This is a genomic window from Variovorax sp. CAN15 (assembly GCF_030462475.1).
Taxonomy (GTDB): Bacteria; Pseudomonadota; Gammaproteobacteria; order Burkholderiales; family Burkholderiaceae_C; genus Variovorax.
In genome coordinates this window covers 35,618-51,827 of the sequence record NZ_JASMRZ010000001.1, presented here as the reverse complement: position 1 = coordinate 51,827, position 16,210 = coordinate 35,618, and the positions used below count along the sequence as shown (strand labels likewise).

The window sequence follows — 16,210 nt, the reverse complement described above, 5'->3', positions numbered from 1 at the left end:
AAACTTTACTTGTCTAGACGACTTTGAGGCAAGCAATGAACCCCTTCCTGCGCATCCGGCATCTCGACAAGCACTTCGCCAACGGCAGGCACGCGCTGCGCGACATCAACATCGACGTGGCGCGCGGCGACATGGTCGCGCTCATCGGTGCGTCGGGCTCGGGCAAGTCGACCCTGCTGCGCCACATCGCCGGGCTGGTGACGGCCGACGGCGGCTCGGAATCCCTGATCGAAATCGACGGCTGCTGCGTGCAGAAGGGCGGCCGCATCGACCGCGACATCCGCAAGGTGCGCTCGCAGGTGGGCTTCGTGTTCCAGCAGTTCAACCTCGTCGCGCGGCTGCCGGTGCTGGTCAACGTGCTCGTGGGTTCGCTGCACCGCATGCCGTGGTGGCGCAGCCTGGCGCGCGTGTTCACCGCACACGAGCGTGCGCAGGCACTCGATGCATTGGCGCGCGTGGGCATCGCCGACTGCCATGCGCAGCGCGCATCCACGCTTTCGGGCGGCCAGCAGCAGCGCGCCGCCATCGCACGCACGCTGGTTCAGGGTGCCAAGGTGGTGCTGGCCGACGAGCCCATCGCCTCGCTCGATCCGGAGTCGTCGCGCAAGGTCATGGAGATCCTCGCGCGCATCAACCGCGAGGACGGCTGTACCGTCATCGTCTCGCTGCACCAGGTCGATGTCGCGATGAAGTATTGCCCGCGCGTCGTTGCGCTCAACCAGGGCCGCGTGGTGTTCGACGGGCCGTCCTCCGCGCTCACGCCGGCGCTGCTGCACGAGCTGTATGGCGTGCAGGCCGAAGAACTGCTGCGGCCCGTCGTGCCCGAGCCCGCGCCGACCATCGCCGTGCCGTGGACGGCTCAGCCGGCAGGCGCAGCCTGATCTTTCCGGGCGTTTGCGGACGCCCCCCGTGTCTCTCTCCCTTCCTACCTCCTTCTCCTCTTTCATTTCCTGGAGCCATCCATGATCAAGAAAATCATCGCCGCCGCGGCGTTCGGCCTCGGCATGGCCGGCGCGTTCGCGCAGGACACCCTCAACATGGGCCTCATCTCGACCGAGTCGTCGCAGAACCTCAAAGCCGACTGGCAGCCGCTGATCGACGACCTCAGCAAGCAGACCGGCCTGAAGGTCAACGCTTTCTTCGCACCCGACTACGCCGGCATCATCGAAGGCATGCGCTTCAACAAGGTGCAGCTCGGCTGGTTCGGCAACAAGTCGGCCATGGAAGCAGTTGACCGCGCCAACGGCGAAGTGTTCGCGCAGAAGGTCAACGCCGACGGCACGCTGGGCTACTACTCGTACCTCATCGTCAACCGCGAGAGCCCGCTGCAGACGCTGGACGACGTGCTCAAGAACGCCAAGAGCCTGAGCTTCGGCAACGGCGAGCCGAACTCCACCTCGGGCTACCTGGTGCCGGGCTTCTACGTCTTCGCACAGAACAAGATCGACGCCAAGACCGCGTTCCGCATCACCCGCAGCGCCAACCACGAGACCAACGCGCTGGCCGTGGCCAACAAGCAGGTGGACGTGGCGACCAACAACAGCGAGAACATGGAGAGGATCAAGGAGCGCTTCCCCGAGAAATACAAGGACATTCGCGTCGTCTGGACCTCGCCGCTGATCCCGCTCGACCCGCTGGTCATGCGCAAGGACCTGCCCGAGGCCACGAAGACGAAGATCCGCAACTTCTTCTACAACTACGCCAAGACCGATCCGCGCGAGAAGGCGATCGTCATGAAGATCTCGCAGCTCGCGGGCTTCAAGGAATCGAGCGACAGGCAGCTGCAGCCGATCCGCCAGATCGAGCTCTTCAGCCAGCGCACCAAGGTCGAGGCCGATGCCGCACTGGGCGATGCCGACAAGAAGGCGAAGCTGGCCGACATCGACAAGAAGCTGGCCGCGCTGAACTGAGCAGCGCTGCGCTTTCTTTCCGACGACCGTTCGTTTGCCACCCATGTCCTCCTCGATCCCGATGAACCGCCCGCTGCTTGCCACGACGGCCCCCAAGCGCAACCTGGCGTGGCAGCTCTCCTGGGCCGCGCTGCTCCTGTTGCTGCTGACCTCCTGGAAGGGCGCCGACATGCGCCCGCTCGACCTCATCCGGGACAGCGGCAACATGGCGACCTACGCCGCCGAGTTCTTCCCGCCCGACTTCACGCAATGGCGCACGTACCTGCAGGAGATGGTCGTCACGCTGCAGATCGCGCTGTGGGGCACCGCGCTGGCGGTGGCCACGGCCGTGCCGCTGGCGCTGCTGGCTTCGGCCAACATCGTGCCGTGGTGGATCTACCAGCCGACGCGCCGCCTGATGGACAGCTGCCGCGCCATCAACGAGATGGTGTTCGCGATGCTGTTCGTGGTGGCCGTGGGCCTCGGCCCTTTCGCCGGTGTGCTGGCGCTGTGGGTGCACACCACCGGCGTGCTGGCCAAGCTCTTCTCGGAGGCGGTGGAGGCCATCGATCCGCAGCCGGTGGAGGGCATCCGCTCGACCGGCGCCAGCGCGCTGCACGAGATCGTGTACGGCGTGCTGCCGCAGGTGATGCCGCTGTGGATTTCGTTCGCGCTCTACCGCTTCGAGTCGAACGTGCGCTCGGCCTCGGTGGTGGGCATGGTGGGGGCGGGCGGCATCGGCGTGGTGCTGTGGGAAATCATCCGCGGCTTCCAGTACGCCGAGACCTGCGCCGTGATGCTCATCATCGTGGTGACGGTCAGCCTCATCGACCTGGTGTCGGCGCGCATCCGCAAGGTGCTGATCTGATGAATGGATGCTCTTGTGACCGATTGGAAAGTCAGTCCGCCAGCACGAAGCGAGCTTCCAGTCGATTCAACATATCGAACGTATTGATGCACTCGACGCCATAGTGCGAACACACGTTGGGGATTAAGAATTTGCGGCGGTTCTCCATGTTCAACCGCTCATGGGTTACCACGATGTGTCCAGTGACACGCGCCTTGGCAATCAACCACGGATCGGCTCCACTGAGAAATTCTTCGAGTGCCCCAGCTTTCATCGTTGCAGCTTGATCCGCGATATGCGCCGCAATCTCGGCGAAAGCCTGCTGCGTTGTTTCATCCGACTCCGGCAAGAATAGATCTGCTTGCGTCGCTACCCATTGCGCAAGCGCATCATTGCCACGGCGAAGTTCAGTGCCAACACTCTCGACACTCGCCAACCTGCCCGCCTCCTTGGTCCGAGTGAGCCAAGCCCAATACCCCGGACAGAAACGCATCTGGTAGTAACGATTCTTCGCTTCAATGAGAGTGTTCGCATCGAGGAGATAATTCATACACCAATCTGCTCTGCGAATTCTCGAATCTTGTTCGGTTGTACTCCCAGTAGACGTCCTGCTTCTCGGAGCAGTAATCGGCCGCTGAGCGCTTCTGTTACTACAGCCTGTGCGAAGCGTCGGCTATTTTTTGCGCCAGCGGTGCGATAGAAGTTCCCACCGTTGTTTTCTTGATTTCTGAACTCTGCAAGAGTCGCCAGGTAGTGATCCGTATACGTTGCCTGGTCTATCAGTCCTAGATCGAGAGCGCGGCGCATGATGACAAGGCGACTGACGTGAAAGCGCCGAGCTAACTCCGCCACTCGAAGATTTATCTCCGCAGGTCCTGTGTGCCAGCGTTGTTCAAACAGTTCTCGAGGGACTAGGAACTCTCCGGCAACTGCATTGCAGAAGATCTCCTCTCGACGGCTATTGCCCGGGACGACGCTGGAAATGCCACTGGTGCCGATCCAGATGTGCGCCAATTCGTGCATCAGGGTGAAAAGTCTGGCGGCGGGCGCATCTGCAGAATTGATGAACACCACGGGAGTCAGCGGGTCGCTGATGGCAAATCCACGGAACTCGCTAACGTCGAGCTTTCGATGGGTGTTGTTGCCCACAATGCCGCTTCGCATGATGAGGATGCCCACACGCTCGGCTGCTTCAATGAGATCTCGAAAGTAAGCCTCCCAAGTACGTTGCCCTTGTTCGACAGTCACATCCAAGACGTTCCTGATATCTGCAGCTACTTCCGCCACAGGCGAAGTCACGTTAAATCGACCAACAAAAGGTAGTGGGTCGGGGTGGTGATCTTGCTGGTACTCCAAGTACCACTCCTGCCGTTGCAGTGCGATACGCACCGTATCGAGCAGGTCTATGCTCGGTCGCGGTACAGGTACGCCACCAACAGTTCTTAGATCGGGTAGTGGGAGGAGTTCCGCTGGAGGTTGCTGGAGGAACAGGTATCCAAAGGGAGCGTGAAAAGCGTTTGCCAGATGCTGGGCTTGACGGAAAGTGGGACGACTTTCTCCATTTTCCCAGGCTGCGAGCCGTTCCGGCTTGACGTTGGCACTCTGCGCGGCGTCATCGAGACTGAGGCCCAAGCGCTCGCGCGTCCACCGCAGCAGCGTTGGGTTGATGAGTGCTTGCGTTGCCATGGGGCGAGGATAAGGGATACCGAATGCAGAATGATCGTGCTCGGCGAGTTAAATCCGCACGTAATGCCTGAGTTTTCTCGAAACAGCGAGCTAGCAACTTCCTGCTCTTTACGTTGCGTCCCTGAACCTCAACGCCGCCTGCCGCACCACCTCCGCCAGCAGCCGTTCCTTGCCCTGCTTCTCGCGCAGCCAGCGCGCATCGTTGCGGTTCGATTCCACGCTGGTGCGCAGCTCGCCCAGCGCCTTCGTGGCGTTGAGCGCCTCGCTGTGCCATTCGAGCTGGGTCATCGTCATCAGGATGTGGTCGCGCAGCGGCATGTGCTGGCCGGTGGCCGGGTCGACGTACACGGCGTCGAGGCCGAAGCGGCAGGCCTGGAAGCGGTTGTAGGTGTAGACGAGGTAGTCGTCCTCGGTCGGCTCGAAGGGTTGCTCCTGCAGGAACCATGCGGCGAGCGACTGCACGTAGCCGGCGAGCGCGGCGGCGCGCTCCACCGTCAGCGGCGTGTCGAACACGCGGATCTCGATGGTGCCGAACTCGGGCTTGGGGCGGATGTCCCAGTAGAAGTCCTTCATGCTGCGCACGACGCCGGTGCGGGTCATGCGCTCGAAGTAGGCCTCGAACTCCTTCCAGCTCAGCGTGAAGGGTGCGCGGCCCGACAGCGGGAACGCGAACACCGAGTTCAGCCGCGCCGAGTCGAACTGCGTGTCCTGCCCCTGCACGAAGGGCGACGACGCCGACAGCGCGATGAAGTGCGGGATGTAGCGCGACATGCGGTGCAGCATCAGCAGGGCCGCGTCGGCGTCGGGACAGCCGATGTGCACGTGCTGGCCGAAGATGGTGAACTGCTTGCTCAGGTAGCCGTACAGCTCCGACAGCTCGCGAAAGCGCGGCTTGTCGTAGATGCGGCGCTCGTGCCACTGCTGGAAGGCATGCGTGCCGCCGCCCACCACCGCGATGTTGAGCTTGTCGGCATTGCGGATCAGCGCCTCGCGGATCGGCGATAGCTGCGTGATCACGTCCTGCGCCGAGTGGCAGATGTCGGTCGAGATCTCGATCATGCTCGACGTCATCTCGGGCACCACGCTGCCGGGAAGCGGGGTCTGGGCCATCAGGCGCAGCATGTCCTCGGCGTAGGGCGCGAGGTCGTAGTCGTGCGTGTTCACGAGCTGCAGTTCGAGCTCCACGCCGAGCGAGAGCGCCTCCGACTTGTTGAAGGGCTCCAGCTTGACCGCGCGGCTGGCCGGGTCGGCGGGCAGGGGTGCCGAGCGGACGTCGTCGCTGTCCGGATCGATGGGGGTGGCTGCGGTGGTGCTCATCGCTGCGTGTCTTCCGTGATGCTGAAGGCCCGTGGCGCCCACGGTACCGAACTCTCTCCCACCGCGTGGATGGCCAGCGTGGCGAGCACCGCGCCCACCACTTCCATCAGCAGGATCGACGGCAGGGCCACCTGCGTGATCATCGTGCCCAGCAGCGGCGAGGCGCTGGCGAAGTTGGAGGCGATGAGCAGCGCGATCGACGACAGCGGCGACATCGCGCAGCCGACCCAGAAGGCCTGCTTCCAGCTCGCGCCGCTGCCGGGGTTGGCGACGGCCACGCCGGCGATCTTGGTCAGCAGGCGGATGCCGATGACGGCCAGCACCACGCTGGCCACCGGCAAGGTCCAGTCGGCCTGCGCCGCCACGATGGACACCAGCACGAACATCAGCATGGTGAGCAGCGAGGAGGCTGTGCCGAGCTGCCGTTGCCAGGCCCAGGGCTTGGGGTTCAGCGTCTTGAGCAGCACGCCGCCGATCAGCGCCGCCAAAGGCGCCGAGCCGCCGATGTGGGCGGTGAGCGCGGCGCCCGCCGCGATGATCGCCAGCAGCAGGATCGAGGTGTTCTCGCTCGACGGGCTCATCACCCGCAGGGCAGAGCGCAGCGCCAGCGCCATGATCGCGCCCACCACGAAGGACAGGCCCAGCACCACCGCGATCGGATAGAGCTTCTGCAGCATGGTCTGCGGCGCGCGCTCGATCAGCCCGGCCTGCGCATAGCCCAGCGCCAGCGCATAGAAGGTGTTGAGCGTGGCCAGCGTCATGGCGCGCTCGGTCACGGGGCCGGCGGCGCGGGTGTCGATGATCACGCGGCTGAGCACCGCCGGCGAGGCGACGATGGCCATCAGCGCGATCGGGTTGGCCACCGGCTCGGGCAGGCCCAGCAGCGTGAGCACCCAATACACGCCGAAGTAGGTCAGCGTGGCTTCGAGCAGGCTCTGCACCAGCACCATCGGGTTGTGGCGGAACCAGCGCAGCGGCAGCCGCCCGCCCGCCTCGAACAGCACCACGGCCGCGCCGAGCTCGAGCAGGAAGAGGCTGATGCCGCGCAGCGGCCAGATCGCGCCCTCGAAGCCGGCGAAGCCGACCACCGCGCCTACCAGCGAGTAGCCGATGACCTTGGGCAGCCCCAGGTAGCGTTGCACCAGGTGGCCGGAGGCGGCTGCCGCTGCCAGCAGCAGCGACCACAGTACGGTGGGCAGGCCGGCCGAGGGGCGCACCCACTCGGACCAGAAACCCAGCAGATCGTTGAGGAAGCTCGTCAAATTCATCCAGGCAGGAAAAAGCTCACCGGCCGGCTGCGCCAGCGGGCCCAGATCGCGCTGCGGATGCGCGCGCGGTCACCGAGGCTCACGCTGTGCGCGCGCAGCGCCAGGCGGAAAGCGAAGTAGAAACTCACGCTCACATTGAGCGCGCCAATGATCGGGATCGCCGCCACCGCCCACCACAGCGCAGGCTGCTGCAACACCGCCAGGCCGGTGGACGCCGCCGCGGCGGCGATCTGTCCGGCCGACAGTGTCACGTGCCGCACGTCCAGCCCGAGCCCGAAGAAACCCGCGAACGCGGGCAGCAGCCCGAGCATGAGTCCCAGCGAGATGTTGGAGGCGAAGCCTGAAATGTTCGTGCGCATGAAATCGGCCCAGCGGCGAGCCCGTGCGGCGCCGAGAAAAGCGCCGATGCGGGGGTTGTAACGCATTGCAGAGTCCATTCGATGCAGGACAAAGGCGTTTTCTGTCCATCCGGCGATGATGCTGGCCGAAAACAGCAGGATGCCGGTGATTGCCGCGTAAAGCGCGGTCGGACCGGCCAGTGAAAGCGATTTCAGCGTGCCCGCCGCATGGGCGGCGTCCAGCAGCGGCCGCCCCAGCGCGAACTGGATCAGCAGGGCCACCGCCGCCATCGCCGGCACCACCACCAGCACGTTGCCCAGCACCGCCGCCACCTGCGAGCGCACCAGGTTGGCGACCTCGTCGACGAAGTCGTCCACGCCCGCGTCCGACTTGATGTCGCGCAGCCGCGCCGCCATGGCCGGCGCGGTCATCGCGGGCTGCTTGGTGGCCAGCGTCAGGTGCAGCAGCTGGATCGCGACGAAGCTGGCCGCGTACATCAGCCCCGCGCTCAGCCCGCTCCAGAAAGCCGACAGGCCCAGCGCGTAGATGCCGAACTTCAGCAGCACCGTGATGGAAGTGAGCGCGCCGCCGCCGGCTGCCTTCTTCACCATCCGCACATAGCTGGCGCGGTCGCGGGTGATGTAGTGCTCGCCGGTCTCGGCGCTGCGCTCGGTCACCTTGGCGGCCAGCATCGACGAGTTGGAGGCGATCAGCGCCCGGATGCTGTTGCGCTCGCCGCCGGCCAGCACCAGCCGGCCGACCAGCCGCGCCACGCTGGGCCCGGGGTTGGGCGCCATCAGGCAGTCGAGCAGCTCGCGGATGCGCAGCACCCGCTCGCGCAGCTGCCGCAGCCGGAACACCAGGCCGACCGAGATGCCGTTGTCTTCCAGGTGGGTGTAGACCGAGGCCGCGCCGGCGCGGCAGGCGTCGAGCCGGTCGCGGAAGGCCACGAAGGCGGCCTGCAGCGCGTCTTCGTCGCGCGGCTCGCCGGGGCGGTCGAACATCTGCTCGCGCAGCTCGTCGAGGTCGGCCATCAGCGCATGGAAGGGGCGCGTTTCGCCCACCGCGTCGGCGCTCATGCGCAGGCGCAGCTCGGGCGAGAAACCGGCGGCCACCACCTGGCTGCTGCAGTAGGTGACGGCGTCCATCACGGTGTGGCGCCAGCGCGGCGCACCGTCGGTGTCGAGCGCGGCGTCGGCCAGCAGGGCGCCGATGCGGCCCAACTGCGTCTCGTCGAGCAGGGCGATCCAGCCCGCGTCGAACACGCCGGGAAGCACCATGCGGAACAGGTCCGAAGCGTCGGTGGTCTCGGGCGTGCCGGGCAGGATCTTGCGGCGCAGCCGTTCGCTCAGCTCGCTCGCGAAGGCGGTGCGCGGGGCGAAGCCGTAGTCGGCCAGCAGCGTCGTCAGGTCGACCGTCTGCGTGAAGACGCGCCACCAGTCGCGCAGCCGCTCGCGCAGCTCGGGCCGCGCCTCGATGGCGTCCAGCAGCAGCTGCACGCGGCCGATGGCCGCCTGCGGGGAGGCGCGGTCGCCGCGCACCCAGTCGAAGATGTTGATGAGCCAGATGTGGCGCTGCGCCACATCGGCCGTGGGATCGAGGCCGGCAAGCAGCCCCTGCAAGTCGCGCGATGCGGCAGCCATGTCGGGGGGGCGGGGGAGAAAGGGAGAGCGGGCGCGCTGTGCTCGAGGCCTCAGCGCATGGGGAAATCAGTGCAGGACACGGGAGACGGGGGCTCCGCCGATGTCTGCCTCCAGCACGAACATCGGAATGGGCACGTCGAAGCGGTCGCCTTCCTCCGTCACCACGAAGTAGCTGCCGTGCATCGTGCCGCTGGCCGCCTGCAGGCGGCAGCCGCTGGTGTAGCGGAAGGATTCTCCGGGCGCCAGCAGCGGCTGCTGGCCGATCACGCCCAGTCCCTTGACCTCTTGCGAGTGCCCCGAGGCGTCGTTGATGAGCCAGTGGCGCGCGATCAGCTGGGCGGACACCGAACCCGTGTTCGTGATGGTGACCGTGTATGAGAAGGTGTAGATGTTGTCCTTGGCCGAGGACTGGTCGGCCAGGTAGCGCGGTTCGACTTGTACGCTGAAGGGGCTGTGTGACATGGGGCGCATGGTAACGGAGGCTAACGGAGGCCTTTTGTCGGGCTTGCGCCGGCTGCGAGAATCAGGGGTCATGAGCACCCCATTCCGCATCGCGCCATCCATCCTGTCCGCCGACTTCGCGCACCTCGGCAAAGAACTGACCGACGTGATCGCGGCCGGCGCCGACTGGATCCATTTCGACGTGATGGACAACCACTACGTGCCGAACCTGACCTTCGGCCCGATGATCTGCCAGGCGCTCAAGCCCTACGCCAGGACCGCCGACGGCACCCCGGTGCCCATCGACGTGCACCTCATGATCCAGCCGGTCGACGCGCTGGCGGCCTCTTTCGCGCAAGCGGGCGCCGACTACATCAGCTTCCACCCCGACGCCTCGCCCCACACGCACCGCAGCATCCAGGCCATCAAGGCGGCCGGCTGCAAGGCCGGGCTGGTGTTCAACCCCGGGCTGGGCCTGGAGGCGCTGGACTGGGCCATCGACGACATCGACCTCATCCTGATCATGAGCGTCAACCCCGGCTTCGGCGGCCAGAGCTTCATCGACTCGGCCCTGCGCAAGATCGAACAGGCCCGCAAGCGCATCGAGCAGAGCGGGCGCGACATCCGCCTGGAAGTGGACGGCGGCATCAAGGCCGACAACATCGCGCGCGTGGCCTCCGCCGGCGCCGACACCTTCGTGGCCGGCAGCGCGATCTTCAACGCCAAGGACTATGGGGCCGTCATCTCCGAGATGCGCAAGCAGCTCGCGGGCGTCGTCAGCGCCTGATCTTTCCCTTTCCCGCGCGCTCGACGCTGTCGGCTTCGAGCGCCCGGTCGGTATCCACCAGGCCGCGCTCCACGTCTTCATGAGCCTGGCGGCCCACCTCGGGCGGATGGCCGTCCCGGGTCTGCTGGCTGTCGGACGACTGGTCGTGCTCGTGCGGCAGGCGCGGTTTCGGTTCCCCGTCCTGCGCAACCTTGGTCTTGCCGGGGCTTTTCTTGCTGCTGTTCATGCGTGGACTCCTTTGACGGGAACCCAGCCTGCGCCGCGTCTGCAGCGGGCCCGGTAGGACAGGCAATGCAGCCCCTGTAGGCGGCTCCTCGGCAGATCGAAGCCGCCCGGCGATGCTATCGAACGAATAGCGCTTTTGCCTGCCGGCAAGGGGCTCCGCAATAATCCCCGGATGTCTTCCGATCCTTTCGCCGGCGTGGCCACCGACAGCCTGCGCATCCACGCCTTCGCCTCGCTGAACCCCGGTCCCCGGTTGCTCGTGATGGGCGGCGTTCACGGCGACGAAATCTCCGGCACCCTGGGCATCGAGCGCGTGCTTGCCGAATTCGAGGCCGGCTCGCTGCGGCTGCTGCGCGGCGAGCTGACCATGGTGCCGGTGGCCAATCCGCTCGCGCGCAGGCGCCTGCAGCGCGAGGGCGAGCGCAACCTCAACCGCCTCTTTCGCCCCACCGAGCCCCCCGCCGACTACGAAGCCCGCGTGACCAACGTGCTGGCCCCGCTCATCGCGCGCCACGAGGTGCTGCTGGACCTGCATTCCTTCCAGAGCGAGGGTGAGGCCTTCGCCATGATCGGCCCGCGCGACAACACCGGCACGCTGGAGCCCTTCGCCCGTTCGTTCGAGGAAGGCCAGCTCGCGCTGCACATCGGCACGCCCATCGTGGTGGAAGGCTGGCTCGACATCTACGCGGCCGGCCTCGCGCAGCGCGTGGGCGGCGCACCGGCCAGCGAGGCCGAACTCGACTTCGGCCGGGGCACCAACGAATACATCCGCAGCCGCGGCGGCTACGGCGTGACGCTCGAATGCGGCCAGCATCTCGATCCGCAGGCGCCCGAGGTGGCGTGGCGCGCCATCCGCCGCACCCTGGCGCTGCTGGGCATGGCCGCGCTGCCGCAGGGGCTGTCGGCAGGCCCGGCGCAGCCGCCCAGGCTGCTGCGGCTGGCCAGCGTCACCGATCGCCTGCACGAGGACGACAGCTTCGTGCGCGACTGGGCCACCTTCGACGAAGTGGCGCGCGGCGAACCCATCGGCATGCGCCACGACGGCACGCTGGTCAGCGCGCCGGAAGACGGCTTCATCGTGTTCCCCAACGCACTCGCGCTGCCCGGCGCCGAGTGGTTCTACTTCGCGCGCCCCAGCGAGCGCCGGCTGGGGCCGGTGGCCGGCGCGGCCTGACGGCGGCTGGGGCCGCGCTCCTACACCGCCCGCGCACGCGGGCGGCGCACATTCCGAGCCTGAAGGAGTGTGTCCATGCCTGTCTCGAAAAAAGCCCCTGCGCCGCGCGTCCTGTGGAAGGGCGCCATCAGTTTCGGCCTCGTCCACATTCCGGTTGCGCTGTATTCGGCCACCACCGACCACGGCATCGACTTCGACTGGCTCGACAAGCGCACCATGGACCCCGTCGGCTACAAGCGCATCAACAAGAAGACCGGCAAGGAGATCGCGCGCGAGCAGATCGTGAAGGGCGTCGAGTACGAGAGCGGCGAGTACGTGGTGCTCAGCGACAAGGAGATCGCCGCCGCCTACCCGAAGACCACGCAGACCATCGAGATCGAGAGCTTCGTGCCGGCCAACGGCATTCCCTTCGTGTACCTGGAGCGGCCCTACTACGTGGCGCCCATCAACCGGGGCGCCAAGGTGTATGCGCTGTTGCGCGAGACCCTGCAGCGCAGCGCACGCGTGGGCGTGGCCCGCGTCGTGATCCAGACCAGGCAGCATCTGGCCGCACTGGTGCCCGTGGGCCCCGGTCTCGTGCTGAACCTGCTGCGCTGGGGCGCCGACATCCGTCCCTGGACCGACCTGCCGCTGCCCTCCGAGGATGCGAAGAAGGCCGGCCTGCGCCCGCGCGAACTCGAGATGGCGAAGGAACTGGTCGAGGACATGAGCGCCGACTGGGACCCCGACGAATACAGGGACGAGTTCAAGGACGAGATCCTGCGGCTGGTCGACAGGAAGGTGAAGGCCGGCCAGACCGAGACCGTGACGCAGCCTGAGCCGGAGGAAGGCGAACAGGCCACCGAAGGCCGCGGCGCCAAGGTCATCGACCTGACCGAACTGCTCAAGCGCAGCCTGCGCAAGGGCGGTGGCGGAGCCAAGGCCAGGGACGAGGATGCCGAAGAGGAGGAAGAGCCCCCACCCAGGCGACCCAGGCGCCCCGCGGCGAAGAAGCGCAGCGCCGCGCGCAAGGCGCCGGCCCGCCAGCGGCGCGCCGCCTGAGCCCTTGGAGTGCCGCACGCCATCATGGGAAGCACCGCATCCACCTCACGCAAGGCACTCGCGCGCTACCACGGCAAGCGCGATTTCTCCCGCACGCCGGAGCCGAAGTCCGGCGGCCGGCGCGGCAGGGGCACGTTGGGCTTCGTCATCCAGAAGCACCACGCGAGCCATCTGCACTACGACTTCAGGCTGGAGCTCGACGGCACGCTCAAGAGCTGGGCCGTGCCCAAGGGGCCGTGCCTGGACCCCGGCGTGAAGCGCATGGCGGTGCACGTCGAGGACCACCCGATCTCGTATGCCGACTTCGAGGGCACCATTCCGCCCAAGCAGTACGGCGCGGGCACCGTCATCGTCTGGGACCGCGGCGACTGGCTGCCAGACGGCGACGCGCGCAAGGCGCTGGCGGCCGGCAAGCTCAAGTTCGAGCTGCGCGGCGAGAAGCTGCACGGTCACTGGACGCTGGTGCGCATGCACGGCAAGGGCGACGAATCGCACGAGCCCTGGCTGCTCATCAAGGAGCGCGATGGCGAGGCACGCGCGCTCGATGACTATGACGTGGTGGTGGAGGAGCCCGCGAGCGTGATCACCGGCCTGGGCGTGGACGAGGTGGGGCAGGCGCCGAGGAAGAAGAAAGCCAAGGCGAAGACAGGAGGCAGCGCGGCGGCGAAGCAGGCGGAACCCAAGAAGAAGAAAGCCGCGCTGCCCACCACCCTGGAACCCCAGCTCGCCACCCTCGCGTCCTCCCCGCCTTCATCGCCCGGCGAATGGCTCTACGAACTCAAGTTCGACGGCTACCGCCTGCTCGCGCGCATCGACGGCAAGGGCAAGGTCCGCTGCTTCACCCGCAACGGCCACGACTGGAGCGCGAAGCTGCCCAAGCTCGTCGAGACGCTTTCCAGGCTGCCCACCCACTCGGCCTGGCTCGATGGCGAGATCACCGTCGACGGCCCCGATGGCGCACCCGACTTTCAGGCGCTGCAGAACGCCTTCGACCGCGGCGCCACTTCGTCCATCGTCTACTGGCTCTTCGACGCGCCCTTCATCGATGGCGAAGACCTGCGCGATCTTCCTGTCGAGGAGCGCCGCGCAAGGCTGGCCGCGCTGCTCGGCCGCAAGCCGCCCGCGCCGCTGCGCCTGAGCGATGCCTTCGACGCCTCGCCGCGTGACCTGCTCGCGTCTTCCGCGCGCATCGGCTTCGAGGGCATCGTCGCCAAGCGCAAGGGCTCGCCCTACGTGTCGCGCCGCTCGCCCGACTGGATCAAGCTCAAGAACCAGCAGCGGCAGGAGTTCGTGATCGGCGGCTACACCGCGCCCAAGGGCACGCGCGCCGGATTCGGCTCGCTGCTGCTGGGCGTGCATGACGAGGCGAGCGGGGGGCTGCGCTACTGCGGCAACGTGGGCACCGGCTTCGATGCCAACCGCCTGGCCGACATCAAGGCGAAGCTCGACAGGCTGGCCGTCGACGGCTGCCCCTTCGAACCCGCGCCGCGCGGCGTGAAGGCACAGTGGGTCGAGCCGTCGCTGGTGGCCGAGATCGCCTTCGGCGAATGGACGCGCGAGCACCGCGTGCGCCAGGCCGTCTTCCAGGGCCTGCGCAGCGACAAGCCGGCGCGCGAGATACGGCGCGAGCGGCCGCAACGGGTGCGCGGGATCGAGGCCGAGGCGACCAGGTCATCGCCCGCGAAAAGCCGCAGCGAAGGAAAGAGCAAGCCCATGTCCCGGAAAATCACCCACGCCGAGCGCGTGATCGACAAGCACAGCGGCATCACCAAGGGCGAGCTCGCCGCCTACTACGACAGCGTGGCGAAGCTCATGCTGCCGCACCTGCGCGGCCGGCCGGTGTCGCTGGTGCGCGCGCCAGAGGGCGTGGGCGGAGAGCTGTTCTTCCAGAAGCATCTGCAGGCCCGCGAGATTCCCGGCGTGAACCAGCTCGACCCCGCGCTCGATCCTGGCCACGAGCCGCTGCTGCAGATCGACACCAAGGAGGGGCTGCTCGGCGCCGCGCAGATGAACGTCATCGAGCTGCACACCTGGAACGCGACCTCCGACGACATCGGCAGGCCCGACCGCATGACCTTCGACCTCGACCCCGGCGAAGGCGTCGGATGGCCGCAGGTGCAGGAGGCCGCGATGCTGGTGCGCACGCTGCTCGACGAGCTGGGCCTGCCGTCCTTCCTGAAGACCAGCGGCGGCAAGGGCCTGCACGTGCTGGTGCCGGTGCGCCGGCAGTACGACTGGGACACCGTCAAGGGCTTCTCGCAGGCCGTGGTGGCGCACCTCGCGCAGACCATTCCGGCGCGCTTCGTCGCCAAGAGCGGGCCGCGCAACCGCGTGGGCAAGATCTTCGTCGACTACCTGCGCAACGGCTTCGGCGCGACCACGGTGAGCGCGTGGTCGGCGCGCTCCCGGCCCGGGCTCGGCGTGTCGGTGCCGCTCGCATGGGAAGAGCTGCCCATGCTGACGGCCGCGGACCAATGGAACGTCGGCAACGTGGCCGGACGCTTCGCGACGGGCAACAAGCCGTGGGCCGCAATGGAGCGCAGCCGCAAGGGGCTCACCGCCGCGATGAAGCTGCTCGGCTACGGCAGCAAGTGAGGTATTTCTCCCTCCCCTTGCGAGGGAGGGCAAGGGTTGGGGGCACGATGGCGTTCGAAACACCGTGGCGCCCAATCGAAGGCCTGCCCCATCCCAACCTTCCCCCGGAAGGGGAGGGCGCAAGGCAACGCCTACTGCAGCACTTCTTCCGTGGTCACCTCGAAGCGCTTCAGCGTGTTCGCGCCGAACACCATCGTGATCGGCACGTCCGCCGCGTCGCGTCCGCGCGCGATCACCACGCGGCCGATGCGCGGCGTGTTGTGCCGTGCGTCGAAGGTGTGCCAGCGGTCGCCCAGGTACACCTCGAACCACGCGCTGAAATCCATCGGATAGGGAACGGGCGGCACGCCGATGTCCCCCAGATAGCCCGTCACGTAGCGCGCCGGAATGTTCATGGCGCGGCACAGCGTGATTGCCAGGTGCGCGAAGTCGCGACAAACGCCCGTGCCTTCGCGAAAGCCCTCGAGCGCGGTACGGGTGGGTCGCGCGCTTGCGTAGTCGAAGCGCAGGTGCCGGTGCACGAAATCGCAGATCGCCTGCGCGCGCGGCCAGCCCGGTGCCGCGTGCGCGAAGCTGTCCCAGGCAAAGGCCAGCAGTTCGCTGTCGACCTCGCAGTAGCGGCTGGGAAGCACGAAGGGCAGCGTCGCCACCGGCAGGTCGGCGGCCGTGTGCTCGCGGGCGCCGAAGTCAGCCGGGTCGGGCTGGCCGGTGTCGTAGATCAGTGCATGGTTGCGCAGGCGGGCGCTGCCCACGCCAGCCGGGATGCGCACGCGGGCGCACCGATTGCCGAAGCCGTCGAGATAGTGGTCGGTGGGCAGTGCGGGGCTGAGAAAGAGGTTCTCGCCGCCTTGCAGATCGCTGGCGCGCGCGGGGTGCACCTGCAGCATGTGGATCAGCGCCGTGGGGGCCGCTACCTCCAGTTCGATGTCAAAGCCGATTCTGATCAACATGGTCGCTC

15 protein-coding genes are annotated in these 16,210 nt (G+C 67.0%); 7 read left to right on the top strand and 8 right to left on the bottom strand.

Annotated elements, in window-relative coordinates; genetic code table 11:
• Positions 1–35: 35 nt before the first annotated feature.
• The 3 genes from phnC to phnE all read left to right on the top strand — a co-directional run bounded on the left by phnC (position 36) and on the right by phnE (position 2,757).
• Positions 36–881 (top strand): phosphonate ABC transporter ATP-binding protein, encoded by an 846-nt coding sequence (phnC, locus tag QMO14_RS00185; RefSeq protein ID WP_301503589.1) that lies wholly within the window; start codon positions 36–38, stop codon positions 879–881.
• An 81-nt stretch (positions 882–962) separates the two neighbouring features.
• On the top strand, positions 963–1,910 hold the full coding sequence (gene phnD / locus QMO14_RS00180; RefSeq protein ID WP_301503588.1) for a phosphonate ABC transporter substrate-binding protein: 948 nt from the start codon (positions 963–965) through the stop codon (positions 1,908–1,910).
• Between the two features lie 43 nt (positions 1,911–1,953).
• Positions 1,954–2,757 carry a phosphonate ABC transporter, permease protein PhnE gene (gene phnE / locus QMO14_RS00175; protein ID WP_301503587.1) on the top strand — a complete coding sequence of 268 codons (804 nt, stop codon included), beginning with the start codon at positions 1,954–1,956 and terminating at the stop codon, positions 2,755–2,757.
• A gap of 31 nt (positions 2,758–2,788) precedes the next feature.
• Here phnE and QMO14_RS00170 read toward each other — a convergent pair whose 3' ends face one another.
• From QMO14_RS00170 to apaG, 6 genes are all read right to left on the bottom strand, one after another.
• On the bottom strand, positions 2,789–3,286 hold the full coding sequence (locus tag QMO14_RS00170) for a DUF4411 family protein (protein ID WP_301503586.1): 498 nt from the start codon (positions 3,284–3,286) through the stop codon (positions 2,789–2,791).
• A complete protein-coding gene (locus QMO14_RS00165; protein WP_301503585.1) occupies positions 3,283–4,422 on the bottom strand; it encodes an XRE family transcriptional regulator in 1,140 nt (379 codons plus the stop codon). Before QMO14_RS00165 ends, QMO14_RS00170 begins: the two co-directional genes overlap by 4 nt.
• Positions 4,423–4,530: 108 nt before the next feature.
• Positions 4,531–5,739 carry a YbdK family carboxylate-amine ligase gene (locus QMO14_RS00160; RefSeq protein WP_301503584.1) on the bottom strand — a complete coding sequence of 403 codons (1,209 nt, stop codon included), beginning with the start codon at positions 5,737–5,739 and terminating at the stop codon, positions 4,531–4,533.
• Positions 5,736–7,007, bottom strand: a complete 1,272-nt coding sequence (locus tag QMO14_RS00155) for a cation:proton antiporter (RefSeq protein WP_301503583.1) — start codon at positions 7,005–7,007, stop codon at positions 5,736–5,738. Before QMO14_RS00155 ends, QMO14_RS00160 begins: the two co-directional genes overlap by 4 nt.
• The gene (locus tag QMO14_RS00150) at positions 7,004–8,989 is read right to left on the bottom strand and encodes a site-specific recombinase (protein WP_301503582.1); all 1,986 of its coding nucleotides are present in this window, start codon (positions 8,987–8,989) and stop codon (positions 7,004–7,006) included. Before QMO14_RS00150 ends, QMO14_RS00155 begins: the two co-directional genes overlap by 4 nt.
• 66 nt (positions 8,990–9,055) lie before the next feature.
• Positions 9,056–9,451, bottom strand: coding sequence for a Co2+/Mg2+ efflux protein ApaG (gene apaG / locus QMO14_RS00145; protein WP_301503581.1), 396 nt, complete (start codon positions 9,449–9,451; stop codon positions 9,056–9,058).
• Positions 9,452–9,521: 70 nt separating this feature from the next.
• Here apaG and rpe point away from each other — a divergent pair, with 70 nt between their 5' ends.
• Complete coding sequence (rpe, locus tag QMO14_RS00140; RefSeq protein WP_301503580.1) at positions 9,522–10,217, top strand: ribulose-phosphate 3-epimerase; 696 nt, start codon at positions 9,522–9,524, stop codon at positions 10,215–10,217.
• Here rpe and QMO14_RS00135 read toward each other — a convergent pair.
• The gene (locus tag QMO14_RS00135; RefSeq protein ID WP_301503579.1) at positions 10,207–10,443 is read right to left on the bottom strand and encodes a hypothetical protein; all 237 of its coding nucleotides are present in this window, start codon (positions 10,441–10,443) and stop codon (positions 10,207–10,209) included. The two genes, rpe and QMO14_RS00135, sit on opposite strands and share 11 nt — an antisense overlap.
• A 171-nt stretch (positions 10,444–10,614) precedes the next feature.
• On the opposite strand from QMO14_RS00135, the gene QMO14_RS00130 reads away from it, so the two are divergent.
• From QMO14_RS00130 to ligD, 3 genes are all read left to right on the top strand, one after another.
• On the top strand, positions 10,615–11,616 hold the full coding sequence (locus tag QMO14_RS00130; protein ID WP_301503578.1) for a succinylglutamate desuccinylase/aspartoacylase family protein: 1,002 nt from the start codon (positions 10,615–10,617) through the stop codon (positions 11,614–11,616).
• Between the two features lie 75 nt (positions 11,617–11,691).
• Complete coding sequence (locus QMO14_RS00125) at positions 11,692–12,657, top strand: Ku protein (protein ID WP_301503577.1); 966 nt, start codon at positions 11,692–11,694, stop codon at positions 12,655–12,657.
• Between the two features lie 24 nt (positions 12,658–12,681).
• A complete protein-coding gene (ligD, locus tag QMO14_RS00120) occupies positions 12,682–15,252 on the top strand; it encodes a DNA ligase D (RefSeq protein WP_301503576.1) in 2,571 nt (856 codons plus the stop codon).
• A gap of 131 nt (positions 15,253–15,383) precedes the next feature.
• Here ligD and QMO14_RS00115 read toward each other — a convergent pair whose 3' ends face one another.
• Entirely contained in the window at positions 15,384–16,202 is an 819-nt protein-coding gene (locus QMO14_RS00115) for a transglutaminase family protein (protein WP_301503575.1), read from the bottom strand.
• Positions 16,203–16,210 lie beyond the last annotated feature (8 nt).